This window comes from Bavariicoccus seileri WCC 4188 (genome assembly GCF_000421665.1).
Classification (GTDB): Bacteria; Bacillota; Bacilli; order Lactobacillales; family Aerococcaceae; genus Bavariicoccus; species Bavariicoccus seileri.
In genome coordinates this window covers 1-20,684 of the sequence record NZ_ATXL01000014.1, presented here as the reverse complement: position 1 = coordinate 20,684, position 20,684 = coordinate 1, and the positions used below count along the sequence as shown (strand labels likewise).

The 20,684-nt window shown below is 39.2% G+C and carries 17 protein-coding genes and 1 other annotated feature; of the genes, 8 read left to right on the top strand and 9 right to left on the bottom strand.

The genetic code is table 11. The features are described from left to right. Positions 1 to 174: 174 nt before the first annotated feature. Positions 175 to 1,953 (bottom strand): sigma-54-dependent Fis family transcriptional regulator, encoded by a 1,779-nt coding sequence (locus H541_RS11550; RefSeq protein ID WP_022796132.1) that lies wholly within the window; start codon positions 1,951 to 1,953, stop codon positions 175 to 177. A 260-nt stretch (positions 1,954 to 2,213) separates the two neighbouring features. On the opposite strand from H541_RS11550, the gene H541_RS0104395 reads away from it, so the two are divergent. The 3 genes from H541_RS0104395 to H541_RS0104385 all read left to right on the top strand — a co-directional run bounded on the left by H541_RS0104395 (position 2,214) and on the right by H541_RS0104385 (position 6,336). Further along, positions 2,214 to 3,404 carry an iron-containing alcohol dehydrogenase gene (locus H541_RS0104395; RefSeq protein WP_022796131.1) on the top strand — a complete coding sequence of 397 codons (1,191 nt, stop codon included), beginning with the start codon at positions 2,214 to 2,216 and terminating at the stop codon, positions 3,402 to 3,404. A gap of 61 nt (positions 3,405 to 3,465) precedes the next feature. Further along, positions 3,466 to 4,920: a CoA-acylating methylmalonate-semialdehyde dehydrogenase gene (locus H541_RS0104390; protein ID WP_022796130.1), complete on the top strand. Its 1,455-nt coding sequence runs from the start codon at positions 3,466 to 3,468 to the stop codon at positions 4,918 to 4,920. Between the two features lie 84 nt (positions 4,921 to 5,004). Next, positions 5,005 to 6,336, top strand: a complete 1,332-nt coding sequence (locus H541_RS0104385) for a GntP family permease (protein ID WP_022796129.1) — start codon at positions 5,005 to 5,007, stop codon at positions 6,334 to 6,336. A 314-nt stretch (positions 6,337 to 6,650) separates the two neighbouring features. On the opposite strand, the gene H541_RS0104380 is transcribed toward H541_RS0104385, so the two are convergent. After that, the gene (locus H541_RS0104380) at positions 6,651 to 7,766 is read right to left on the bottom strand and encodes a 5-methyltetrahydropteroyltriglutamate--homocysteine S-methyltransferase (RefSeq protein WP_022796128.1); all 1,116 of its coding nucleotides are present in this window, start codon (positions 7,764 to 7,766) and stop codon (positions 6,651 to 6,653) included. A gap of 90 nt (positions 7,767 to 7,856) precedes the next feature. Continuing rightward, positions 7,857 to 8,107 (bottom strand) — a binding site (T-box leader). A gap of 269 nt (positions 8,108 to 8,376) precedes the next feature. On the opposite strand from H541_RS0104380, the gene H541_RS0104375 reads away from it, so the two are divergent. The 3 genes from H541_RS0104375 to H541_RS0104365 are packed head-to-tail and all read left to right on the top strand — an operon-like array spanning position 8,377 to position 10,072. Then, the gene (locus H541_RS0104375; RefSeq protein WP_022796127.1) at positions 8,377 to 8,730 is read left to right on the top strand and encodes a PadR family transcriptional regulator; all 354 of its coding nucleotides are present in this window, start codon (positions 8,377 to 8,379) and stop codon (positions 8,728 to 8,730) included. Next, on the top strand, positions 8,727 to 9,587 hold the full coding sequence (locus H541_RS11545; protein ID WP_022796126.1) for a DUF1129 domain-containing protein: 861 nt from the start codon (positions 8,727 to 8,729) through the stop codon (positions 9,585 to 9,587). Before H541_RS0104375 ends, H541_RS11545 begins: the two co-directional genes overlap by 4 nt. A gap of 50 nt (positions 9,588 to 9,637) precedes the next feature. Continuing rightward, positions 9,638 to 10,072 (top strand): hypothetical protein, encoded by a 435-nt coding sequence (locus tag H541_RS0104365; protein WP_022796125.1) that lies wholly within the window; start codon positions 9,638 to 9,640, stop codon positions 10,070 to 10,072. On the opposite strand, the gene H541_RS0104360 is transcribed toward H541_RS0104365, so the two are convergent. From H541_RS0104360 to H541_RS0104350, 3 genes are all read right to left on the bottom strand, one after another. Continuing rightward, positions 10,069 to 10,590, bottom strand: a complete 522-nt coding sequence (locus H541_RS0104360; RefSeq protein ID WP_022796124.1) for a DUF2975 domain-containing protein — start codon at positions 10,588 to 10,590, stop codon at positions 10,069 to 10,071. The two genes, H541_RS0104365 and H541_RS0104360, sit on opposite strands and share 4 nt — an antisense overlap. Before the next feature lie 253 nt (positions 10,591 to 10,843). Next, complete coding sequence (locus tag H541_RS11540) at positions 10,844 to 11,845, bottom strand: magnesium transporter CorA family protein (RefSeq protein ID WP_022796123.1); 1,002 nt, start codon at positions 11,843 to 11,845, stop codon at positions 10,844 to 10,846. Between the two features lie 184 nt (positions 11,846 to 12,029). Continuing rightward, a complete protein-coding gene (locus tag H541_RS0104350) occupies positions 12,030 to 12,581 on the bottom strand; it encodes a biotin transporter BioY (RefSeq protein ID WP_022796122.1) in 552 nt (183 codons plus the stop codon). A 304-nt stretch (positions 12,582 to 12,885) separates the two neighbouring features. On the opposite strand from H541_RS0104350, the gene H541_RS0104345 reads away from it, so the two are divergent. Further along, positions 12,886 to 13,881 carry a biotin--[acetyl-CoA-carboxylase] ligase gene (locus H541_RS0104345; protein WP_022796121.1) on the top strand — a complete coding sequence of 332 codons (996 nt, stop codon included), beginning with the start codon at positions 12,886 to 12,888 and terminating at the stop codon, positions 13,879 to 13,881. Between the two features lie 232 nt (positions 13,882 to 14,113). Here H541_RS0104345 and H541_RS0104340 read toward each other — a convergent pair whose 3' ends face one another. Then, positions 14,114 to 15,766: an acetolactate synthase large subunit gene (locus tag H541_RS0104340; RefSeq protein WP_022796120.1), complete on the bottom strand. Its 1,653-nt coding sequence runs from the start codon at positions 15,764 to 15,766 to the stop codon at positions 14,114 to 14,116. Positions 15,767 to 16,080: 314 nt separating this feature from the next. Continuing rightward, on the bottom strand, positions 16,081 to 17,292 hold the full coding sequence (locus H541_RS0104335) for an MFS transporter (protein WP_022796119.1): 1,212 nt from the start codon (positions 17,290 to 17,292) through the stop codon (positions 16,081 to 16,083). A 353-nt stretch (positions 17,293 to 17,645) separates the two neighbouring features. On the opposite strand from H541_RS0104335, the gene H541_RS0104330 reads away from it, so the two are divergent. Then, positions 17,646 to 18,302: a Crp/Fnr family transcriptional regulator gene (locus H541_RS0104330; RefSeq protein ID WP_022796118.1), complete on the top strand. Its 657-nt coding sequence runs from the start codon at positions 17,646 to 17,648 to the stop codon at positions 18,300 to 18,302. Between the two features lie 40 nt (positions 18,303 to 18,342). Here the strand turns inward: H541_RS0104330 and H541_RS0104325 are convergent, their stop codons facing one another. Both H541_RS0104325 and proC read right to left on the bottom strand, forming a co-directional pair. Continuing rightward, positions 18,343 to 19,323: a D-2-hydroxyacid dehydrogenase gene (locus H541_RS0104325; RefSeq protein WP_033420778.1), complete on the bottom strand. Its 981-nt coding sequence runs from the start codon at positions 19,321 to 19,323 to the stop codon at positions 18,343 to 18,345. A gap of 384 nt (positions 19,324 to 19,707) precedes the next feature. After that, positions 19,708 to 20,520, bottom strand: coding sequence for a pyrroline-5-carboxylate reductase (proC, locus tag H541_RS0104320; RefSeq protein ID WP_022796116.1), 813 nt, complete (start codon positions 20,518 to 20,520; stop codon positions 19,708 to 19,710). Positions 20,521 to 20,684 lie beyond the last annotated feature (164 nt).

Here is a 20,684-nt window from a genome sequence, read left to right as displayed (position 1 = left end):
CTGTTATCACAAAACAGCTGCTACCCTCCCAACTTATGGTGATGACATCATCCGATGGTGTCATTATTTCTCTAGCATACTCTGCTATAGTCAAATTATACATAAATCAGCTCAAAAAAAAACGTGGCACTTGCCACGCTTCTTGGTCTCAAATCTTGCCTATCAAACTTCTTGTTAGACAATGCGATAGTTTTTCAATTTATTATAGAGGGTTGAGCGTTGGATACCTAGTTTTTGAGCACATAGACTCTTATTGCCATTGCATTCTTTTAGCATATTCTGAATCATGACTCGTTCTGCGTCGGCTGCTACTTGCTCGAGTGACGATTTTAAACTACCCTCGTCTTCACAGGTCGTTCGGTAACTTCTTTTCTTTCGGATTCTTTCAGGGATATCTGCAAGTTTGATCCGGCCATCCTCATTCAAGCCCACAAGAGCTTCACACAGATTCGCCAATTCTCTGATATTCCCTGGGAAAGGGTAATGCCATAATAGATCTTTCGTATCATCTTCTAATTGCGGGACTGGTTTTTGAAATTTTCTCGCAAAAAATGTGAGATAGTGATCTAATAATGTGGGAATATCCGACGGACTTTCTTTCAGACTAGGAAGTGTGATTGGTAAGACATTCAACCGATAATAGAGGTCTTCTCTAAACTCTCCTTTTTCAACTTGCTCCTCTAGCTTTTGATTGGTAGCTGCTATAACACGACTATTGATACGTTTGGAATAAGTTGCTCCCACTGGCTCGATGGTTTTCTCTTGGAGCACTCTTAAGAGTTTAGCTTGCATGGCTAACGGCATATCACCAATCTCATCTAAAAAGATTGTCCCACCTTCTGCTAATTCGAATTTACCTTTTTTACCATTTTTCAAAGCTCCTGTAAAGGCGCCTTCCGCATAACCCAACAGTTCAGATTCCAGTAGATTTTCTGGGATTGCAGAGCAATTGATGGCTATAAATTTGCCGTCGACGAACTGACTCAGTTGGTGGATCGTTCTAGCACACAGTTCTTTACCAGAGCCACTCTCGCCAGTGATCAACACGTTTGAAGGTAGTGGCGAGACTTTTTTGATCATGTTCTTCAGCTCTACCATCACTGGGGAATTCCCGATGATCTTGCTGAGGTAGTAGGTTTCTTTTGTTTGCTCTCCTTCAAGGTCTGTAAAATAACTATGTGTGATTCTATTGGTCAGCGCAAACATTTCATCCACATTGCGATAAATCACAAGTCCCATCGCCCCAACCAATTGTTGGTTTCTTTTGAGAGGCACCCGATGGACGATCATTTCTTGACCATTGATCCGTTGAATCTGATTATCTTCCCCCTCACCTGTTCGGCAAGTGTGATGGAGTCTTGTATTATCAATGACCTCTTCTACTGGACGGTTAATGACATCCTCCCGTCTTTGATTGATGATTTTACAGTAGGCCTCATTGATTTCAGTTATCCTACCATCCGTATCCACCATAACCACGGCCTCATAGGCACTGTCTAATACTTGTTGCATCACTGATACAGAAAACAGGGGGTCTGGTGTTGTCTCCACCCCAATCGATTTTGCTTTTAATAAATCTGTCCTGGTAATGATACCGACTAATTTGCCATCTTGAGCAATCACTGGCAAGCATCCCTCTCGCATATTGACCGCCTTTTCTAAAGGGTCCATGGGATACACAGCATCAAACGATGTTTCCATGATATTTTTAATCGGTTCTGTGACCGATTTATTCTTATACATGGCAAGCATTATCGTGGTTTTAGTGACCATACCTTCGATATAACCTGCCGAATTGATTACAGGAATACCATAAAAATTGTTCTCAGAAAAAAGGTGAATCACATCTCCCAAGGTCATGTCCAAACTAATTGTTGTTGGCTGCGTCGTCATCCATTTAGTGACAGTATTGGCTGTGGTGATAAATTGTGGTCTCGTTTTCCCCTTTTCCATATATCCTCCTCATCAAAGACATTATGTTTAGCCGTTAACGATTGTCTCTCAAGAAGTATCAAGTGACACTCAAAAAATGTTAAATGACTTTCAATTTTCAAAAGTGTCTACGTTTGCAAACATTGTAAGCGCTTCTTGTCCATTATATCAGACATATAAAAGTAATAAAACCAATAAATAAAGCGTTTTCAAATTGGCATGGATTTTGCTAATAGTAAGTGTCGACAAAATATATCACTAAAAAATTAGGAGGCGTTAACATGTTTACATTTGAAACACCACAAAAAATTGTCTATGGCAAAGAGTCATTGGAAGCATTAGGTGGAATCACTAAGTCATTCGGGAAACGAGTCTTTATTGTGAGCGATGAAATGATGGCTTCTCTTGGTTACCTTGAGCGCGTTACTGAACTCTTAGAAGCAGAAGGTCTAACAACCTTTAGTTATCTTGGCGCAAATACTGAACCAACGGATGTTTTTGTCGCTGAAGCTTTGGCTTTATTCCATGAAAACAATGGCGAGGTCATTGTCACACTTGGCGGTGGTAGCTGTATTGACACAGCCAAGGCGGTAGCAGTTCTAGCTACAAATCCTGGTTATATCGGCGAATTCATGAAAGATCGCATCGCTGAAAATAAACCTGTTCCATTGATTGCAATCCCAACAACTGCCGGTACAGGGTCTGAAGCCACAAATGTAACAGTTATCAACGACACCACTCATGATACTAAAATGATGATCAAACAGAGCGCTTTTCTACCACAAGTGGCACTAGTAGACCCATCGCTCACTTTCTCAAGCCCTCAAAAAGTGACTGCAGCGACAGGATTAGATGCCCTATGTCACGCCATGGAATCTTATTTTTCTAAGAAAACACAACCCATCACTAAAACTTTCTCTCTTTCAGCCATCAAAAAAATCGTCACCTATATTGAGACAGCTTATCATGATGGTCAAAACTTTGAAGCCCGGAATAATATGTCTCTTGCAGCTTTAGAAGCAGGCTTAGCCTTTTCCAACGCGTCAGTGACGCTAATCCATGGCATGTCACGTCCAATAGGAGCCTTATTCCATGTCCCTCATGGTATCTCAAATGCCATGTTGTTACCTGCTATTCTCGATTTCACCAGAGACGATGCCATCCAATCGCTCGCTGAAATTGCTCGCTTCTTACATCCTGAACTCAACCAATCCGATGAACAACTAGCAGACCTTTTCATCGCAGAAGTAAAACAATTATGCCAAGCTTTGGAAATCCCAAATCTTCGTCAATGGGGAATCGATCCCGAAACATTTGAACGTTCTCTTGATAAAATGGCATCCGATGCCCTGATCAGTGGCAGTCCAGCCAATAACCCGAGAGTCCCAACACATGAAGAAATTATGGAACTCTATCGCACTTGCTTTGATTATCAATACGACACCAGAAAAGAAGTAGAATTTTCAGTTTAAGTCATTTCATGACAGTACAAACCCTAAGACAGCACACTAACCATAATGGAGGAATAAAAAAATGACACGTATTTTAAAGAACTATATCAATGGTGCCTGGGTCAGCAGCAGCTCAAGCCAAACAGAAGCTGTATATAATCCAGCAACGGAAGAAATCCTAGCCGAAGTACCACTTTCAACTAAAGAGGAAACGGCTCATGCAATTGAAGAAGCCCAAAAAGCATTTAAAAGCTGGGAGAAGGTTAGTATTCCAGTACGAGGCCGCTACCTTTTCAAATTACAAAACCTCTTGATTGACAATAAAGAAGAACTTGCTCGTTTGATCACGATTGAAAATGGTAAATCCTATTCCGAAGCTTTAGGAGAAGTGCAACGTGGTATTGAAAACGTTGAAAATGCGGCGAGCATCACCAACTTGATCATGGGAGACTCTCTATCTTCAGCAGCAACCGATATTGAAATCACTAATTACCGCTATCCAATTGGCGTCATTGGCGCTATCACACCATTCAATTTTCCAATGATGGTCCCATTTTGGATTTTTCCTATGGCAATCGCTGCCGGGAATACTGTGGTCTTGAAACCGTCTGAAAAAACACCCTTATTAATTGAAAAAATCGTTTCCCTAGTCGATGAAGCAGGCTTCCCAAATGGCGTATTAAATGTCGTTTATGGGGCTCATGACGTAGTCAACACTGTTTTAAGTCACCCCTTAGTCAAAGGGATTAGCTTTGTTGGGTCTAAAAATGTGGGTGAATATGTCTATCGCACAGGCACCAGTCATCTCAAGCGTGTCCAAGCACTGACTGGCGCAAAAAATCATGTTGTGATTTTAAAAGATGCTAATATTGATCGTGCTGTTAAAGATATCATTGGAGGAGCCTACGGTTCTGCTGGCGAGCGTTGCATGGCAGCCGCAGTCATTGTATTGGAAGAAAGTATTGCTGATGAGTTCTTAACAAAATTCAAGAAAGCCGCTCAAGAAATTACTATCGGAAATGGTCTGGATGAAGGGGTATTCTTAGGACCAGTCATTCGTAAAGACGCGAGGGACAGAACCTTTAACTACATAGAAGCCGGTGTAGCAGAGGGAGCCGAGCTACTATTGGATGGTAGAGAAAACTTGCCAGAAAAAGGATTCTTTGTCGGCCCAACGATTTTTGATCACGTTACAAAAGATATGAAGATTTGGAAAGAGGAAATCTTCGCACCAGTAGCTTCGATCACTCGGGTAAAAGATATCCATGAAGCTGTTGCCCTTGCGAACGAATCAGAGTTTGCTAACGGAGCTTGTCTTTACACTAACAACGCTTCGGCTATTAGATACTTTAGAGAAAATGTCGACGCAGGAATGCTTGGAATCAACCTAGGTGTCCCAGCTCCAATGGCGTGGTTCTCATTCTCAGGATGGAAGAACTCATTCTTTGGTGACCTACATGCTAACGGGAAAGACAGTATTGAGTTTTACACCCATCGTAAAGTTGTCACAGCACGCTACTCTCCAAGCGAAATCTAATCGTTGATCTTTCAGTTGAACGACTAATCTTTAGGGACATAGCCACTCAAAAGCTACTGTCCCTTTTTTAAAGGAGGCCATTTTATGGCTATTCTCGGCATATTATTAGGGATCCTGTTGATTATTTTTCTATCAATGCGTAATATCAGTATCTTGATTGCGGCACCTCTGGCTACTCTGGTGGTCGTATTGTTTAATCAGATGTCCCTAACTGATCTATACCTAGGTACTGATTCACAAAGTTTTATGGCGCTACTTGTGGATTATGTCCTAAAATATTTTTGGATTTTCTTACTCGGATCGATTCTAGCAAACTTGATGGAAACCAGTGGTGCGACTCATAGTATCGCTCAAACAATCATTGTAAAAATCGGCACAGACAACCCTTACAACATCTTATTAGCGATTTTTTTAATCAGTTTTATTCTGACTTATGGTGGAATCAGTTTATTTGTAGCGATGTTTGCGATTATTCCCTTGGCGAGAGTCCTCTTTCAAAAGGCTAATATTTCTTGGCATTTAGTCCAGATACCCTTATGGCTAGGCATTTGTACCGTTACCATGACCATTTTACCGGGGACACCATCGATTCAAAATATCATTCCGATTGATTACCTCCAAACCTCATTGACCGCTGCTTTATTACCTAGTTTAGTAGCTTCTGTCGTTTGTATCGGGTTTGGTCTGTGGTACATGAAATATGCCTTAAACAAAAGTATTGCTGCTAATCAAGGCTTTACTACTCTATCAACGCAACCAGCAACTTCTACCCAAGAAATACCCCAAAAGGCTCAAATTGCGTTTTGGAAAAGTATCTGTCCTTTAGTCGTGTTGATCATTATTACCTTCTTAGGAAGCCTCTTTGGGAATGCTTTTATGCGTAAGAATGTGATTTACTTTGCACTGTTGATTGCAGTTTTACTCTGTATTCTGCTGTTTTACAAACACCTACCGTCTCTTTCCAAAAGTTTGAATGCAGGAGCAAGTGGTGCAGTTTTGCCCATCTTCTCGACCGCAGCAGCTGTCGCATTTGGCTCGATTGTTGTTAGGGCATCAGGATTTGAAGCAATCCAACAGTTTATCTTTGACCTCCCTATCCCACCATATTTGAATTTGGGATTATTGACGACTCTTATGTCAGGCATCACAGGCTCGTCATCTGGAGCCTTAGGGATTGTCATGCCAAATTATGCCACTTATTACCTAGACCTAGGGTTGAATCCAGAATTCATCCACAGAATTGCAGCGATTGGATCAAATATACTAACTATCGTCCCTCAAAGTGGTGTCTTCATCACATTTATCGGCATTAGTAAACTGACACCTAAAACGGCATTCAAAGAATCATTCATTACCGTTTTCTGTAGCACCCTCTTAGCACAAGTAGTCGTCTTAGCCTGGGCTTTACTAGCATAGCCAAGTTAAAAAATCAGAGATGGTATTTCTGAAGACCCTTAATGGAGTACTCAGAATGGCATTGAGATAGTAGTTGATGTCATCAGATAAGACGATATAGACGGTATATACTATTTTTTGGATAGTGTAGTAGAAACTATAAGTAGAAATTATAGGTAGAAACTATAGGTAGAAACTATAGGTAGAAACTATAATTTAGGTAAGGAAGAAGGAGCTGTGATAAACTGTCACAGCTCCTTCTTTCATAACTCTACCGCTAATACTCTACTAACTTTTTTAATCTACTGTTCAAACATGTCAATAAGACTAAAACTCTAGGAGCGAACGGGTTTTGAAAAGACCTCTTCTGCGGTTTCTTTCACCAGTCGCAATTTCGCCCATTGGACTTCTTCTGTTATTTTGTTTCCTTCCTGTGTCGATGAAAAACCACATTGTGGACTCAAGCAAAGCTGATCGATTGGGACATAGCGAGCAGCACTTCTGATCCGCCACTCTAACAAGGCTTTATCTTCTAGTTCAGGCTTTTTCGTGGTCACCAATCCTAAGACGATTTTTTTATTTTGGACGTATTTGAGTGGTTCAAAACTTCCAGAACGTTCATCATCGAACTCTAAGAAAAACCCATCGATTGGACTAATTGACAATAATCTTTTCGCGATACGTTCATATGACCCTTGATACAACCAATGCGATTGGAAATTACCTTTACACAAGTGGAAGGTAACAGCTAGATCATCTGGTTTATCCTCAAGAATTGCCTCAGTGATATCCCCAAATTCTTGAATCAAATTATCGGGATCAAAGCCTTTTTCCTTGATCAGTTCTCTAAACCGACCATCTATCAAGGCACCCCAACTCGTATCGTCTAATTGTAGATAACGACACCCACATTTATAGAAAGCTTCGATGGCTTCTTTATAAGTGGCAATCAAATCACCTTTAAAAGCTTCAGTGGATGAGTAGACTGGATGAGCATGATACTGTGGCGATAAAATAACAGCATCTAAGTAGATCATGTTCGGGCCAGAAATGGTTTGCTTGGCTACTGCACCACTAGCATGTGCCAGTGTAAACTTAAAATGGTTTAAAAATGGATGATTGGCGTTAAATGATAATTGCCCACTGACATATGACCCTTGCGCGTCAGCTTCTATCCCAAAAGCAGAGGTTTTAAAATCGAATACTGAAATACCATTTAGGCCTGCGATAAAATCAAGGTGCCACCATCTCCGCCTAAATTCGCCATCTGTGACTGCTTTAAGTCCAATTTCCTTTTGCTTTTCTATCACTGCGATGATTTCTTCATCTTCAATCTCCGTCAACTGACGTTTTGTAATGGTGCCATCTAAATAGTCTTGACGAGCTTTCTTCAAACGAACTGGCCGCAATAAACTTCCAACTTGATCATAACGAAATGGTATTTGACTCATATTACAACAACTCCCTATATCCTTTTTTAACCTAATTTTTTGACAACTAATCCACACCAACAAAAAAAGTCCCTAAGTATCGAATCGATACTTAAGGACATAATAGACAACTAATATGCGTTACCACCTTTATTCACAACTGCCTCACGACAATTGCCTCTGCTAGTGCCCGAACGGAAAGCCGGAAACTACGATTTTTTAACGGAATACCCGTATCTTCTTCATAATTCAGAAGATCCACTCAAAAGCCATTTTCAACACAACTATTAACGCCTATTTACACCATACAAGGCTCTCTAATTGAAAAAAGACATGTTTACTTTCTTTCTCATAGTGTCCTAATTATTTGATTGCCACTACTATAGCAAAGTGTGATATTGCTGTCAAACAAGAACGTTTAAAAAAGCGTTAGGCTTTTTCTCAAAATAAATCTGAAAAACCAGCTATTATGTATTGCAATATAGTTTCGGTTAGGGCATACTATCACCATACTAGTATGTTTTACAAGTTAGGCAATTTTTACAATGTTAGACAACTCTTACAAGTTATTCAAAAAAACACAAAGATTCAGTAGTCCGTAATCAGTAAGTAATCCTAGGTAGGTGATGACATGACCATCAATAATAGATCTTCACAAATGTTAAAGGGAATACTCTCTGGCTGTATTCTTGTTTTATTAGGGCAGGAGACACTCTATGGCTATACGCTCAGTTTAAAACTCGAAAAAATTGGCTTTCATGAGATCCCCAAAGGAACGATTTATCCTTTGCTACTCAGCTTGGAGAAGAAAGGATTGATCATCGGAAAAATGGTACCTTCGCCTGATGGACCAAGTCGCAAATACTACAGTTTGACAGATGAAGGTCAAACTGAAAAAAGGCAATTTATGTTAGATTGGCAAACGTTACGAACGAATGTAGATACACTGCTAGAGGATGATAAAAGAGAGGATAACGATTTATGAAACCAGATGAATTAATCGCAAAAAATGCAGAGCTTCAAAAACAATTGACCCCAGAGAATGACAAATACTACGGTGACCTGCTCGTTTACCTGAGAGCTAAGGGTGTCTTCAAAAATGATTTGATACTCGAAGAAAAAGCCCTTGAAATTCTTCAAGATATTCTTGATGCCCAAACAACAGGAGAAAATGCTGAGGCGTATTTTGGGAAAAGACCCAAGGAAATTGCGGATGAAATTCTTGAAGTAATTCCCTTTAATAGCATCGATTCCTTGAAACTACTAAGCTATATACTAGGAGCCTACACGCTTTGTTCATTATTCCCTGCTTTGATATTACCAGACTACCCCTTAGACCTCGGTAGGTTAGGAATTGTTGCTGTATTCTCCATAGCCATCGCCATAGTCGCATTCCGATTCATTGGCACAAGTATTTACTCAAGCCATAAAACCCTGTCCCGTGTCCTATTTGGCTTGCTATTCGCCACAGTCGTCGGTGGAGTGATTGCAGTGTCTGCCTTCATAGAAACACCATTTTCCTTTCAATTGGTCGGTATCTGGGGCATCATGCTAATAGTGCTTCTGATACTAATAGTTGGCGTCCTATTTTTCCGATTCAGTCCTTTTGAAAGGAAATTCTGGTCACCCTTCTTGCCACTCCTGACAACTTGCGCGATAATCGGCATATTCTCTCGCATTGCACCATTATCAGCATTTTTTGAAAGTAAAATGGGTAAATATATCGTTGTAGGAACCTTAGTCCTTGGACTCATCTTACAATACCTACTGATATTCCTATATAGTAATAAGATTAAAAACAGTCAGAATAGCAAGAATAGCAAAAAGGAAATCAAAAACTAAGCAGACATTTTCCCTAAATAGCAGATATCTAGCATTAGAGGAGTCGATTCATGTTTAAAACTATCTTTCTTTTCATTAAAGCCATACTATCTGGATTGATCCCCTTTTTATTTATCTCTCTCTTTTTGCACATGGCACCAGATGGTAGTTTAATCTATACCATTTCGGTCTATGATGTTATTAATCTCGTAAACTTCATCCTATTTATTGGCATCAAATATTATTTTTACCACCGTTCAAATAAGGCAAAAAGAAAAACTGATTCTTCAAGAGAATCACTACCCGATCCGCTTTCAAATCAGTTTACAACAGGCCAAACGCCCGTTTGGAGTAAAAAGACATTAGACGATAATTTCAGTATCATCAAACTATTAGCTGTTAATCTCTTTAGCTATCTCTTTGATATCTTCATCCTACTTTGGATCATCTTTAGAAAAGTGCGGTCATCCAAACCGATCTCACCTACTAATGATGATAAGATTTAAGAACCACGATTATTATGACGAAGATCCTTCTGAAGATTCTCATGAGCATCTAGTTCATCGCCTTTTTCTGCAACAGAATGTTCGATCAATTGCTCAATCAACCCAACAAAGACAAAAATAGAAAATGGAATAAACAAAACACCTAACGCAACAATAATGACTTCAGGTAAATCAGAAATTTGCGTCCCATCATAAACATACAATAAGAACCCTGAAGAAATGATTGCTATAACTAGCGTCCCTCTTCTGATTTTACTCAATAGTTCTAACGATTCTGCCGTTAAACCTTTATTCATATTAATCAATTCCAACAATTTAAAGAGAAGTTTGGCGATATAAACTAAAGTTGTAATAACACCCCAGATCGACACGACCAGTATAGTGGCCGAGATAGGGTAAGAAATGTGTGACGATGTCAAAAAAGCTGTTGTGATCAAAACTCCCGCACCAATTGCTAATAAAACGGCTAATCCCAAGATACCTTTGATTGACAGTAGTTTATAACTCGATTTTTGCAAGACTTCACTCCTCTCTCATTATGTGATTGTCCTTAACAACAACTTGTGACAATAGTCGTTATTGCCTTAAAACAATTAAGTTGTCTATACTATAACACTACCACACCCTGCATAACAGTATCTATATCTCACTATAACATCTATTTCCCACTAATGAAGATATTTAGTTTCAGACCCCCAAAAAAGAGAGCTATGACATCAGCTAAGATGCCATGGCTCTTTTACTTACTACAAATTTAGTTTACCTACACAGTCACTTTGCATATTTTCTTACTTTCAAAATTATCAGCGTCGGAATGACAAAGAGCATTGCAATAACTGTCATCATCCAAAAGCCATACCACTCTTTAGCACCAGGTACACCAGCAGTATTCATTCCCCACAATCCAGCAATCAGTGTCGGAACAGCAATCACTAAACTTGCAGACTCTAAAAATTTCATCAAATGATTGAGCGTATTACTCATCATACTAGCAAACAAACTCCCTATTGTTTCGAGTAGATTTCTGTAAATACGAACGGTTCTATTCGTTTGTTTGATATATAATTCAACATCATAAGAAAGATCATTACGCCCAAGTTTTTCCTTGAAATCAGTTTCACCTAAAAAGTAATCCAATGTCTTCCCTTGTATTTCAAGTAAATGCTCCAAATAAATCATCTGACGTTCAACATCCGCAAGTTTGAACAACTCTTTGTTTTGCGTAGTTTGTCTTGCTTCACGATCTAAACGATCAATTTCTGTTTTGATTGCTTCAAGATATTGGCGGAAATGACCATAAATAGACAGAAGTGCTTCTCCGATGACCTCTTCCGGCTTTCCCAAAACTTTTTTGCTTCTCGTCACTTCATCAATGAAATCCTCAAAAAACAGCGACTCTTTTGGGACAATTGCTATCAAGTTATTTTTTTTCTTTATGAAAGTGATCACCTCAAAGTACTTTTCGATTGACATTGGCTCTACACTAGCTTGTTCATTTGTAAATGTTGTTTGGGTTATATTGGTCACAATCAGGATATAGGACCCTTCTTCTAGTGGTTCAAATCGGGCTGCTATGGTGGGATGATCATGCCATTCTAACAAATCATCTGGCAAGTTTTCCTTTTGAATGATACCTCTGACCTCACTTTGAGATTCATAGGACACAATGGTAAAGGAACTTTCATCAGTAGAAACATTTGACACGTGTTGCAGTCCAGTCGGATTAGTATCACTTCCTAATGTATCATTAGAAAAACGGTATCTCGTGATCATCACTTCGTTCCTTTCTTAATAGCTACTCTCGCATGACTACTCTAGTATAGCTAAATTCTAACAGAACGACGGTATTGGTGATAACGATATGACTTAAGCTACTAACGAGCCTGAGCAGATGACAGTCTGACAGTTATGACAGTTATGGTAGGTATGAAACTGATTATATTAACAACTATTTTTCTCAAGATTGTGAAACACTCGCTGTTGTTCTCATATATTTTTGCAGCCTGTCAGCGACGATCACCGCAATGACAGCTTTGATGGTATCTCCAGGAAAAAAGACGAGACTTGAAACAAAGGTTGCAGAGAATGGCGCGTTGGTTTGAACGACCAACCAAATAATACCTAGCAAGTTAACGAGACCAACATTGAAAAGCCAGATGATAGCAGCTTTATACCATAGACTTTGAAAACGGGTTTGATGAAGACAGATACTTGTTAGAACTGCCGCCACAAAAAAACCGACTAAGTAACCACCAGTTGGACCAATAAATACAGCATAGCCCCCACGACCACCAGACAATATCGGTAAACCTGCTAACGCTAGCAAGAGAAATGAACCAACAGTTATGGCTGTTTTTTTAGGCATCAATAATATAGCAGCTAACATGACCCCAAGATTTTGGAGAATCAAAGGAGCTGGGATAAAGCCGAGAGGAATACCTGGAATCATCCCTAATACGATAATAATTGCAATTAATAGTGCCATTTGCGTGATATCTTTTGTTTTCATAACAGTCACCTAATCTAATCTTTTTTTTAGTACTTAATAACGCTTTGTAGTGCTTTGTAATGCTTTGTAATCCTTGTGATGCTTTATTATCTTGTGATGTAACACATGTTAGCACACTGTACGTCAACCGTAAATAGTTTTTTGGTTGACAATTGTTTTGCCAATCATTTTAAGCTATGATAGAGGTTGAAATAACAAGTTATTGACGTATTCTAACATATAGGCAAGCTATACAGCTGATACGTCTATACAACAGGAACATCTAGACAGCAAATCCAGCGTCATAAAAAGTGAGGACTCAACCATGACCATTCGTGATAACATCTTAACCTATCTCTTGGACCATCCTGATACAGTCGTCTCTGGTCAGTCTCTAGCTGACCATCTCGGTGTTTCTCGGAATGCTGTCTGGAAGGGATTTAACCAACTGCGAGAGGAAGGCTATGGCATTATCAGCCATTCTAATAAGGGCTATCAACTGGACCGACGTTCATCTCTCTTAGATGCTGTTCAAATATGCTATGGCATTACTTCTTTGTGGCCAGATTTGACCATCAATGTCAGTGAGGAGACGACGTCTACAAACGATTTAGCAAAGCAATTTGCAATTAATCACCCTGGACACTCAGCACTATTCATTACTAAAAAACAAACAAAAGGTCGCGGGCGTCAAGGACGATCTTTTTATTCTCATCTGAGTGATGGCCTCTACTTCTCATTAGTTATCAGTCCTGAGAATATCTTACCTAACGATGTCACTCTTTATACAATCATTACAGCTACAGCAGTTTTACAGGCCTTAGAGGACTTGTCTGGGAAAACTTTGGCCGTTAAATGGGTCAATGATCTCTTTTATGATGGCAGAAAAATCGGCGGTATTTTGTGTGAGGCAACGACGGATTTAGAAACTAAACAACTCACTTCGCTTGTTATTGGCGTAGGACTTAATTTGGCAGGCGAATTTCAAACAGATGACACCTCTGTCACTGACATTGCGGGCACTCTTTTTGGGACTACAATGCCAGATGATTTTAATCAAAACAGCTTTATGAATCTTTTCCTGACTTACTTTGGCCAGTACCATAAGGCACTCTTTGACTATGACTATCTCCCCATTTATGCCGGTCACCTACTAGGTATTGGTAAAAAAGTGGACTATACTTTAAATGGTCAGCAGTACAATGGCACAATTGAAGGTATCAATCAAAGTGGCAATCTGTTGATAAGAGATGACGATAATACCCAACACACTTTAGTTGGGGGCGAGGTTCATTTTTCTAGCCTTCAATTTAAAGGGTAATACTTTTTAAGAGATAATACTTTTTGAAGGGCAGTACTTTTCAACATTCCATTATCTCCTCAAGTATTTATTGGTATTAGCAAATTGGTTAAAAGAGCCTTTGGATATCATTGATTTCATGATATTCAAAGGCTCTTTTAGTCATTAGTGGTCTCTAGCTTGATTAGCTTGTTACGTGAACTTTTTTTATTAACTCACTACATTAGCAAACCAAATTAACTAAAAAACAATTTTAAATTGAAATGGTCAAGTCTCCTAATTTTTGTAATAGTTTATTGTTCTCTTCATAGTCCACAGGAGCAATGATGACATTGACGTGTTCTTCATCTGACAACGCTTTTTCCAAGCTTTCTTTCAAATCCTCGCGGCTAGTTGCCAAGTGACCCACAGCACCAAATGATTTGGCATACTTTACAAAATCTGGGTTGGAGAAATCAACCTCAGAATGATGTCCAAGTTCTAAATCCATTTTCCACTTGATTAATCCATAAGCTTTATCCGTCCAGATCAAAATTGTCATAGGGATTTTCTCACGAACAGCCGTTTCGATTTCTTGAGAATTCATCATAAAACTACCGTCCCCCATTACAGCTAATACAGGTTGATCAGGAACAGCTAATTTTGCCCCGATTGCACCTGGTAAGGTCCAAGACATGGTGGATAAGCCATTATCAATCAAACAGGTATTGGGTTCATAAGTCGGATATAATCGTGCCATCCACATCTTCAAGGCACCTGTATCAACTAAAACGATACCTTTATCTGGCATCACTACTCGTGTCACATATACTAAGGTTTGAGGTTTAAATGGATACGCCGTGTCACTTGCGCCAATCGCACGCTCTTTTGCTAATGTCTTTCTGATATTTTCTGCATAAAAAGGTGATTCAAAATGACGTGCTACTAATGACTTCCGAATAGCTTTGATGCTTTCATTGAGTGTAGAGATGATGTTAACAGTGATTGGAAAATGACTATCGGTTTCCGGACCGAAGCTGTTGAGATGTATGATTGTTTTATCGCTATTTGGATTGATCTTTTTAGGGTCAAACTCAGAAAATGAGTAACCGACTGAAATTAAAACATCTGCTTCATCAAAAGCAAAATTTTCGTAATCCTTGACCATGAACCCTACCACACCTAATGCATAGGGATCCTCATCACTAACGGCTCCTTTACCCATAAAAGTTGTCGCTACAGGAATATGCGTTTCTTTGACCAGTGTTCTCAATTCTGAAACTGCGTGTTCTCTGACGACACCAGTTCCAGCTAACAAAATAGGATGCTTTGCATGAGCAATGATATCAGTTGCTTTTGCAATCAACGATTGATCTGGAAAACTCTTTTCCTTAGGAATAGGCAGAGGTGCTGTTACTGTGTCTACTTCCTCCTCTTCAACATCTTGAGGAATTGCTAAATAAGTCGGTCCAGGTCGCCCAGATACAGCATTGTTATAGGCCTTCATCAGCACTTCCCCACTAGCTTTTGCAGTATACAGTGTCCCAGCCCATTTAGTGATGGGTCTAAACATGGCCTCCAAATCGATCACTTGGTGAGATTCTTTATAAATCCGATTCAGACCACCTTGAGCTGTTATCGCGATCATTGGAGTTGACGTCGTGAAGGCATCAGCAACACCAAGTAATAAATTGATAGCCCCAGGCCCTAATGTAGCCGTAGCCACACCAGGCAAACCAGTCAACCGTCCATATACCTCTGCCATAAACGAAGCTCCTTGTTCATGACGAACCAAAATGAATCTAATTTTGTCGGAATTATGGATGGCATCGACTAAGCGAATATTCTCCTCACCTGGAATACCAAATACATACTTAATACCACGTTCTTCAAGTGTTTTAACAATATTTTCTGCAACAGAAACCACACAACTACCTCCTAAAAAATATACCTATTCATTACATATCTACTAATTACATACCTAATTTACACCTCTTATCATAATAAGCAATCATCACCCCCTAAAAGCTGACAAAAAAAGCTTAGAACCGTTTGCTAAGGAGCAAACAATCTACAACACTTATTAATCATAATAAAAAACAGAGCGTATGCTGACTTTTTATCGTCACACGCTCTGTTCTTTTGAAAATTACACTTTTAAAACAGTGTCCTACAAATAATATAGAACTGAAAATCAAATAGTACTAAAAATAAGATAGTACTGAAAAAATCATTTAAAAACTATTCCACAATTTCTGATGTTTCTACTGTCACAGCATCTAGTTTAAGATGTTTAATCCGATGATTATTCACAAGATAAAGAATTGCACACACTAGTGGAATAATTGCAGCGAAGATGTAAACTCCTCTAAATGATGTCATAGATCGTAGTATTCCCATCGCATAGGGACCCACACCCAGTCCTAAGTCTAACCCAATGAAGTAAGTCGATAGGGCTACCCCAATGCGGTGATTATTCACTAATTTAAGGCATACGGCTTGCCCGTTTGACATGAATGTCCCATATCCCAAACCAACTAATGCCCCTGATATGAGTAACATCGTGCTGTTAGTGGTTGCACTCAACAATAACAACCCAATGGATAAGAACAGATAGCTCGGGTACATGACGAACTTTTCACCTTTTTCATCAAAGATACGACCTGTCAAAGGTCTCGTAAAGGTGATAGCTAAGGCATAAACCACAAAGAAAAATGATCCAGCATCTACTAAGTTAATAGCTTTGGTAAAAGAAGACAAGAAAGACAAGACACTCGAATACGATAGTCCCATCAAAAAGGCAATAAAGGTTACGAACAAAGCTTTCTTTTCAATAAAACTATGAATACTCCAAGAATTTAAAACTTTCTTCAGGTCCTCTGAAAGTTGAATATTTCTGACTGGGAAAACAAAACAAGCAACGGTAACTAATGCTATTAACACAATGGAGAACCAAATGATAAAATGGAAATCCGTTAAATTCAATAAAATCATTCCAATGAAAGGCCCGATGGCAGCCGCTAAACTCGTGCTCAACCCATAATAATTGATTCCCTCACCATGTTTTGATTTTGGAATATAGGCCGTAACAATTGCATTAGTAGCAGTCGAAACTGTCCCATAGCCAAAGCCATTCAGAAAACGAACAAGATATAAGACACCAATCGTTGGGGTAAACAGATAAGCAATCGTAGTCACAAGATAAAAAATTGCTCCAGCTCTTAGAACCATTTTACGTCCCAATAGTTCTAACTGTTTTCCCATAAAAAGCCGTGCTAATAATGTCCCAATAATATAAATGCCTGAGGCAAATCCAGCTTGGCTTAAACTAGCATGCAGATTGTCCTGAGCAATGACAGCCATGATGACCATCAATAAATAATAAACGAGATAAACCACAAAGTTTATCACTGTAATCCCTATAAAATGTTTATTGAATAATTTCTCTTCCATATGTTTCCTCTTTCGCCATCTTTCTTCTCTATTGTAATGTGATGAGTGCCTACTAGTATGATAAGTGTCCACTATGTGATGAGTGCCTACTATTTGATAAGTGCTACATGAAAAAACTGTCAATCTAGTTCAATAATTGGTAGTGAAAACAATCCTGTAAACAATGATCTTTTTACGGTTTTTATTTTCTTACGAACGTGAGTATATCCTTTATTTTTCATTTCAAAAATCTATTTTGTTATTGTAATTCGTCACTGTTATTTGTTTTATACATTTGTTATACACGTTTATGGTGTTTTAGTGTATGATTGACCTATCTATTAACCAAAAGCCAGCTAGCGAAGGAGGCACTTATGGACAATCGAGCACTTCAACAGTATGTCGATCGAAACAATTTTCCTGTCATTCGTAAAGGTTACCGTAAATACCTCACTTTTGAAGGATTTGAAGATAGCAATTCTCATATTCTCAAGTCAGGAATCGTGAAAGCTAGTGTGATCTCTAACGATGGCCGCGAGTTTAATCTCCGATATATTAAGGATTTGGAAATCGTCTCAGTTTTAAGAGATGAATACTCGCAATTCATCGACTCTCCCTATAATATCCGGATTGAATCTGAGTCTGCGGAGTTTTATCGCATCAACCGTGTCAAATTTTGGAGAGATGTCAATGAAGACCCTGAGTTGCAACACTACGTCAAAGACTTCTACCGTTATCGTTTATTACGTGTCATGAAAAAAATGCAACAAATGCTAATGAACGGTAAACTAGGTGCGGTCTGCACGCAACTATTTGAGTTGTGTGACCTGTTTGGTCTACAAACGCCCGATGGTATCCTAATTAATTTTCCAATCACAAATGAAGAAATCGCCAAGTTTTGTGGCATATCCTCTGCTAGTAGCGTCAACAGGATACTCCAACAATTAAAAAAGATGAGTATTTTAACAGTCAAAGACCATAAAATACTCATCATTGATATGGACCATTTAAAAGATCACATTATCACGTAATAGATTGTTTAAACCAAACCTATGGTTAAGTTATTTTTACTTAGTTCACCCTGAATTTAGTCGTCCCCGTAGTTACGACTTCTAAAGCAGCATTCAAGCCACCCTCAACCATGTTTTTAATGGCTTCATCTGTGTAGAAGGCAACGTGAGGTGTGTAGATCACTTTCGGATTATCTAAAACTCTCTTGAACAAGTCGTCTTCAACGGGTTGTCCTTCAAGATTTTTAGGCACAAATGCATCTTCAAATTCATAGGTATCAAGACCTGCACCAGCAAGTGCCCCATTATCCAATGCCGCCAATAGAGCTTCTGTATCAACAAGTCCACCTCTTGCCATATTCAACAAATAAGCCCCTTTTTTGAAGTGAGCTAAACAGTCTGCATCGATCACGTGATGGTTTTCTTTCATCAATGGGACGTGTAATGTCACAATATCAGCATCTGCAACAGCTTCCTTGATACTGTCTTTGTAGGTCAAGATATCTTTGATACCATCATTTTGATAGATATCATAGCCAACGACCTCACAACCAAAAGCGTGGAATAAGCGAGCTGATAAACGTCCAATATGGCCAGTCCCGATGACAGCAACTTTCATTTCGCCTAAAACTCTACCTCTGATGTTTGGTGTCCAACTGTAATTTCCCTTGTTCACACGTTCTTCAACATCTCGAGTATGCCTTAATAAAGCCAGTCCAATTGTAACGGTGAATTCAGCAATTGATTCTGGTGAATAAACAGCTACATTAGAGAGGATCAAATCATTCTTTGTTACTAAGTCAAGATCATAGGCATCAAACCCCGCACTTCGTTGTGCCAATTGCTTGATCCCATATTCGTTTAATTTTTCATAGACAACAGGTTCAACTGGAGACAAAGCAGTCAATGTAATCCCATCGAAATCCTTAACTGAGTCCACATTAGTGGCGTCTAAGCCGTCTGATGTAATCTCTAAATCGACATCATGAGCTGTTGCCCATTTTTGTGCAATAGATTTTTCTTCGTCACGTGCGTTGAACATTTTGATTTTAACCACAACTAATCAACTTCCCTTCCACGAATATCTAATTGTGTAACAGTTACTCCTCACATGTTTGTGTAAAAAGGATGAAAATCCTACATGTTTATTATACCCAGATATCTCATCCTTACCAATAATAACTAATTTTTCCTTCTTTCTTAAGACTTTGGCTTAAGACGTTTAAAGAAGCGAAGCAATCATTAAGATTAGAAAGAAAGTCGCCACGATAATGGTACGCCATTTGCGAAACATCACGCCACGGACAATATACACATACATAAAAACATTCGGCCAAAAATAAGTCGCCGTCTTAGATGCTATTCCGGAAACCTTAACCCCCTTTTTTTACAGCTTAATAAACTTCTCCTAACTCTTGATGTAACGTTACGGCTTTTCTGATAACTCATGTTCTCTGTTGATGGTCTCATCAATTCCCTTGATCACTGTAGCCATAAATGCCCTGTCTTCTAAAGCTACCAATCCTGCGATGGTCGTTCCTCCTGGTGAACAAACTTGATCAATCAACTGCCATGGCTCTTCACCGGTTTCTAGTAGTAAACTAGCACTACCTAATACAGCCTGAGCTGCCATTTCCGTGCTCATCTTCTTAGGCAAGCCATGTTTAACCCCTGCGCGTGCCAAACTATCAATGAATAAATAAACGAATGCTGGAGAACTCCCAGCCAATGCTGCAAAAGTTGTGAAGTCCTCCTCAGGTAATACCCATGCTTTCCCGACCGCTTCAAATAAATCAACAATTGCAGTTAGAGTAACTTGTGAGGTTCCAGTAGTCGCACATACCGCAGTAGCTCCCTGCCCAATCCCAACATTGATATTAGGCATAATTCTAAGCAGTTCAAGTGATTCATCTTCCAAATACCCTGCCATTGCCTCTAAACTCACACCGGCTGCCATTGAAACGATCACAGGACGCTTCTCTTTTAGAACTTCCAGATTAGCTTCAATCACTTGTTTAATGCCGTCTGGTTTAACACCCAACATAACCACATCAGAAATCGCGATGACCTCAGATGCCGACTCAACGACCACTCCACCAACACTACGAGCAACAGCCTCAGCTTTAGCCGGCGTACGGTTGAATAAGTAAACAGCATCAGGTGCGACAACACCACTCCTTACAAACTCTTTGATAATCGCACTAGCCATGTTACCTACCCCGATAAATCCAATTTTCATCCAGAACACCCTCCATCAGAACTTTTCATTTAGTATACCATTATACCGTTTGGTTTTTTTAGTTTTTCATAAGAAATGATATATATGATTGTTATAGCAACCCCAAAATGATATTTTTAAAGCAATCAATACAAGGATATCCAACACTTGTATATCTTGTCGTT

Excerpts from the sequence above, each read along its gene's own strand:
- H541_RS11550 (WP_022796132.1), bottom strand. The coding sequence starts at position 1,953 with ATGGAAAAGGGGAAAACGAGACCACAATTTATCACCACAGCCAATACT.
- H541_RS0104395 (WP_022796131.1), top strand. The coding sequence starts at position 2,214 with ATGTTTACATTTGAAACACCACAAAAAATTGTCTATGGCAAAGAGTCA.
- H541_RS0104390 (WP_022796130.1), top strand. The coding sequence starts at position 3,466 with ATGACACGTATTTTAAAGAACTATATCAATGGTGCCTGGGTCAGCAGC.
- H541_RS0104385 (WP_022796129.1), top strand. The coding sequence starts at position 5,005 with ATGGCTATTCTCGGCATATTATTAGGGATCCTGTTGATTATTTTTCTA.
- H541_RS0104380 (WP_022796128.1), bottom strand. The coding sequence starts at position 7,766 with ATGAGTCAAATACCATTTCGTTATGATCAAGTTGGAAGTTTATTGCGG.
- H541_RS0104375 (WP_022796127.1), top strand. The coding sequence starts at position 8,377 with ATGACCATCAATAATAGATCTTCACAAATGTTAAAGGGAATACTCTCT.
- H541_RS11545 (WP_022796126.1), top strand. The coding sequence starts at position 8,727 with ATGAAACCAGATGAATTAATCGCAAAAAATGCAGAGCTTCAAAAACAA.
- H541_RS0104365 (WP_022796125.1), top strand. The coding sequence starts at position 9,638 with ATGTTTAAAACTATCTTTCTTTTCATTAAAGCCATACTATCTGGATTG.
- H541_RS11540 (WP_022796123.1), bottom strand. The coding sequence starts at position 11,845 with ATGATCACGAGATACCGTTTTTCTAATGATACATTAGGAAGTGATACT.
- H541_RS0104350 (WP_022796122.1), bottom strand. The coding sequence starts at position 12,581 with ATGAAAACAAAAGATATCACGCAAATGGCACTATTAATTGCAATTATT.
- H541_RS0104345 (WP_022796121.1), top strand. The coding sequence starts at position 12,886 with ATGACCATTCGTGATAACATCTTAACCTATCTCTTGGACCATCCTGAT.
- H541_RS0104335 (WP_022796119.1), bottom strand. The coding sequence starts at position 17,292 with ATGGAAGAGAAATTATTCAATAAACATTTTATAGGGATTACAGTGATA.
- H541_RS0104330 (WP_022796118.1), top strand. The coding sequence starts at position 17,646 with ATGGACAATCGAGCACTTCAACAGTATGTCGATCGAAACAATTTTCCT.
- H541_RS0104325 (WP_033420778.1), bottom strand. The coding sequence starts at position 19,323 with ATGTTCAACGCACGTGACGAAGAAAAATCTATTGCACAAAAATGGGCA.
- proC (WP_022796116.1), bottom strand. The coding sequence starts at position 20,520 with ATGAAAATTGGATTTATCGGGGTAGGTAACATGGCTAGTGCGATTATC.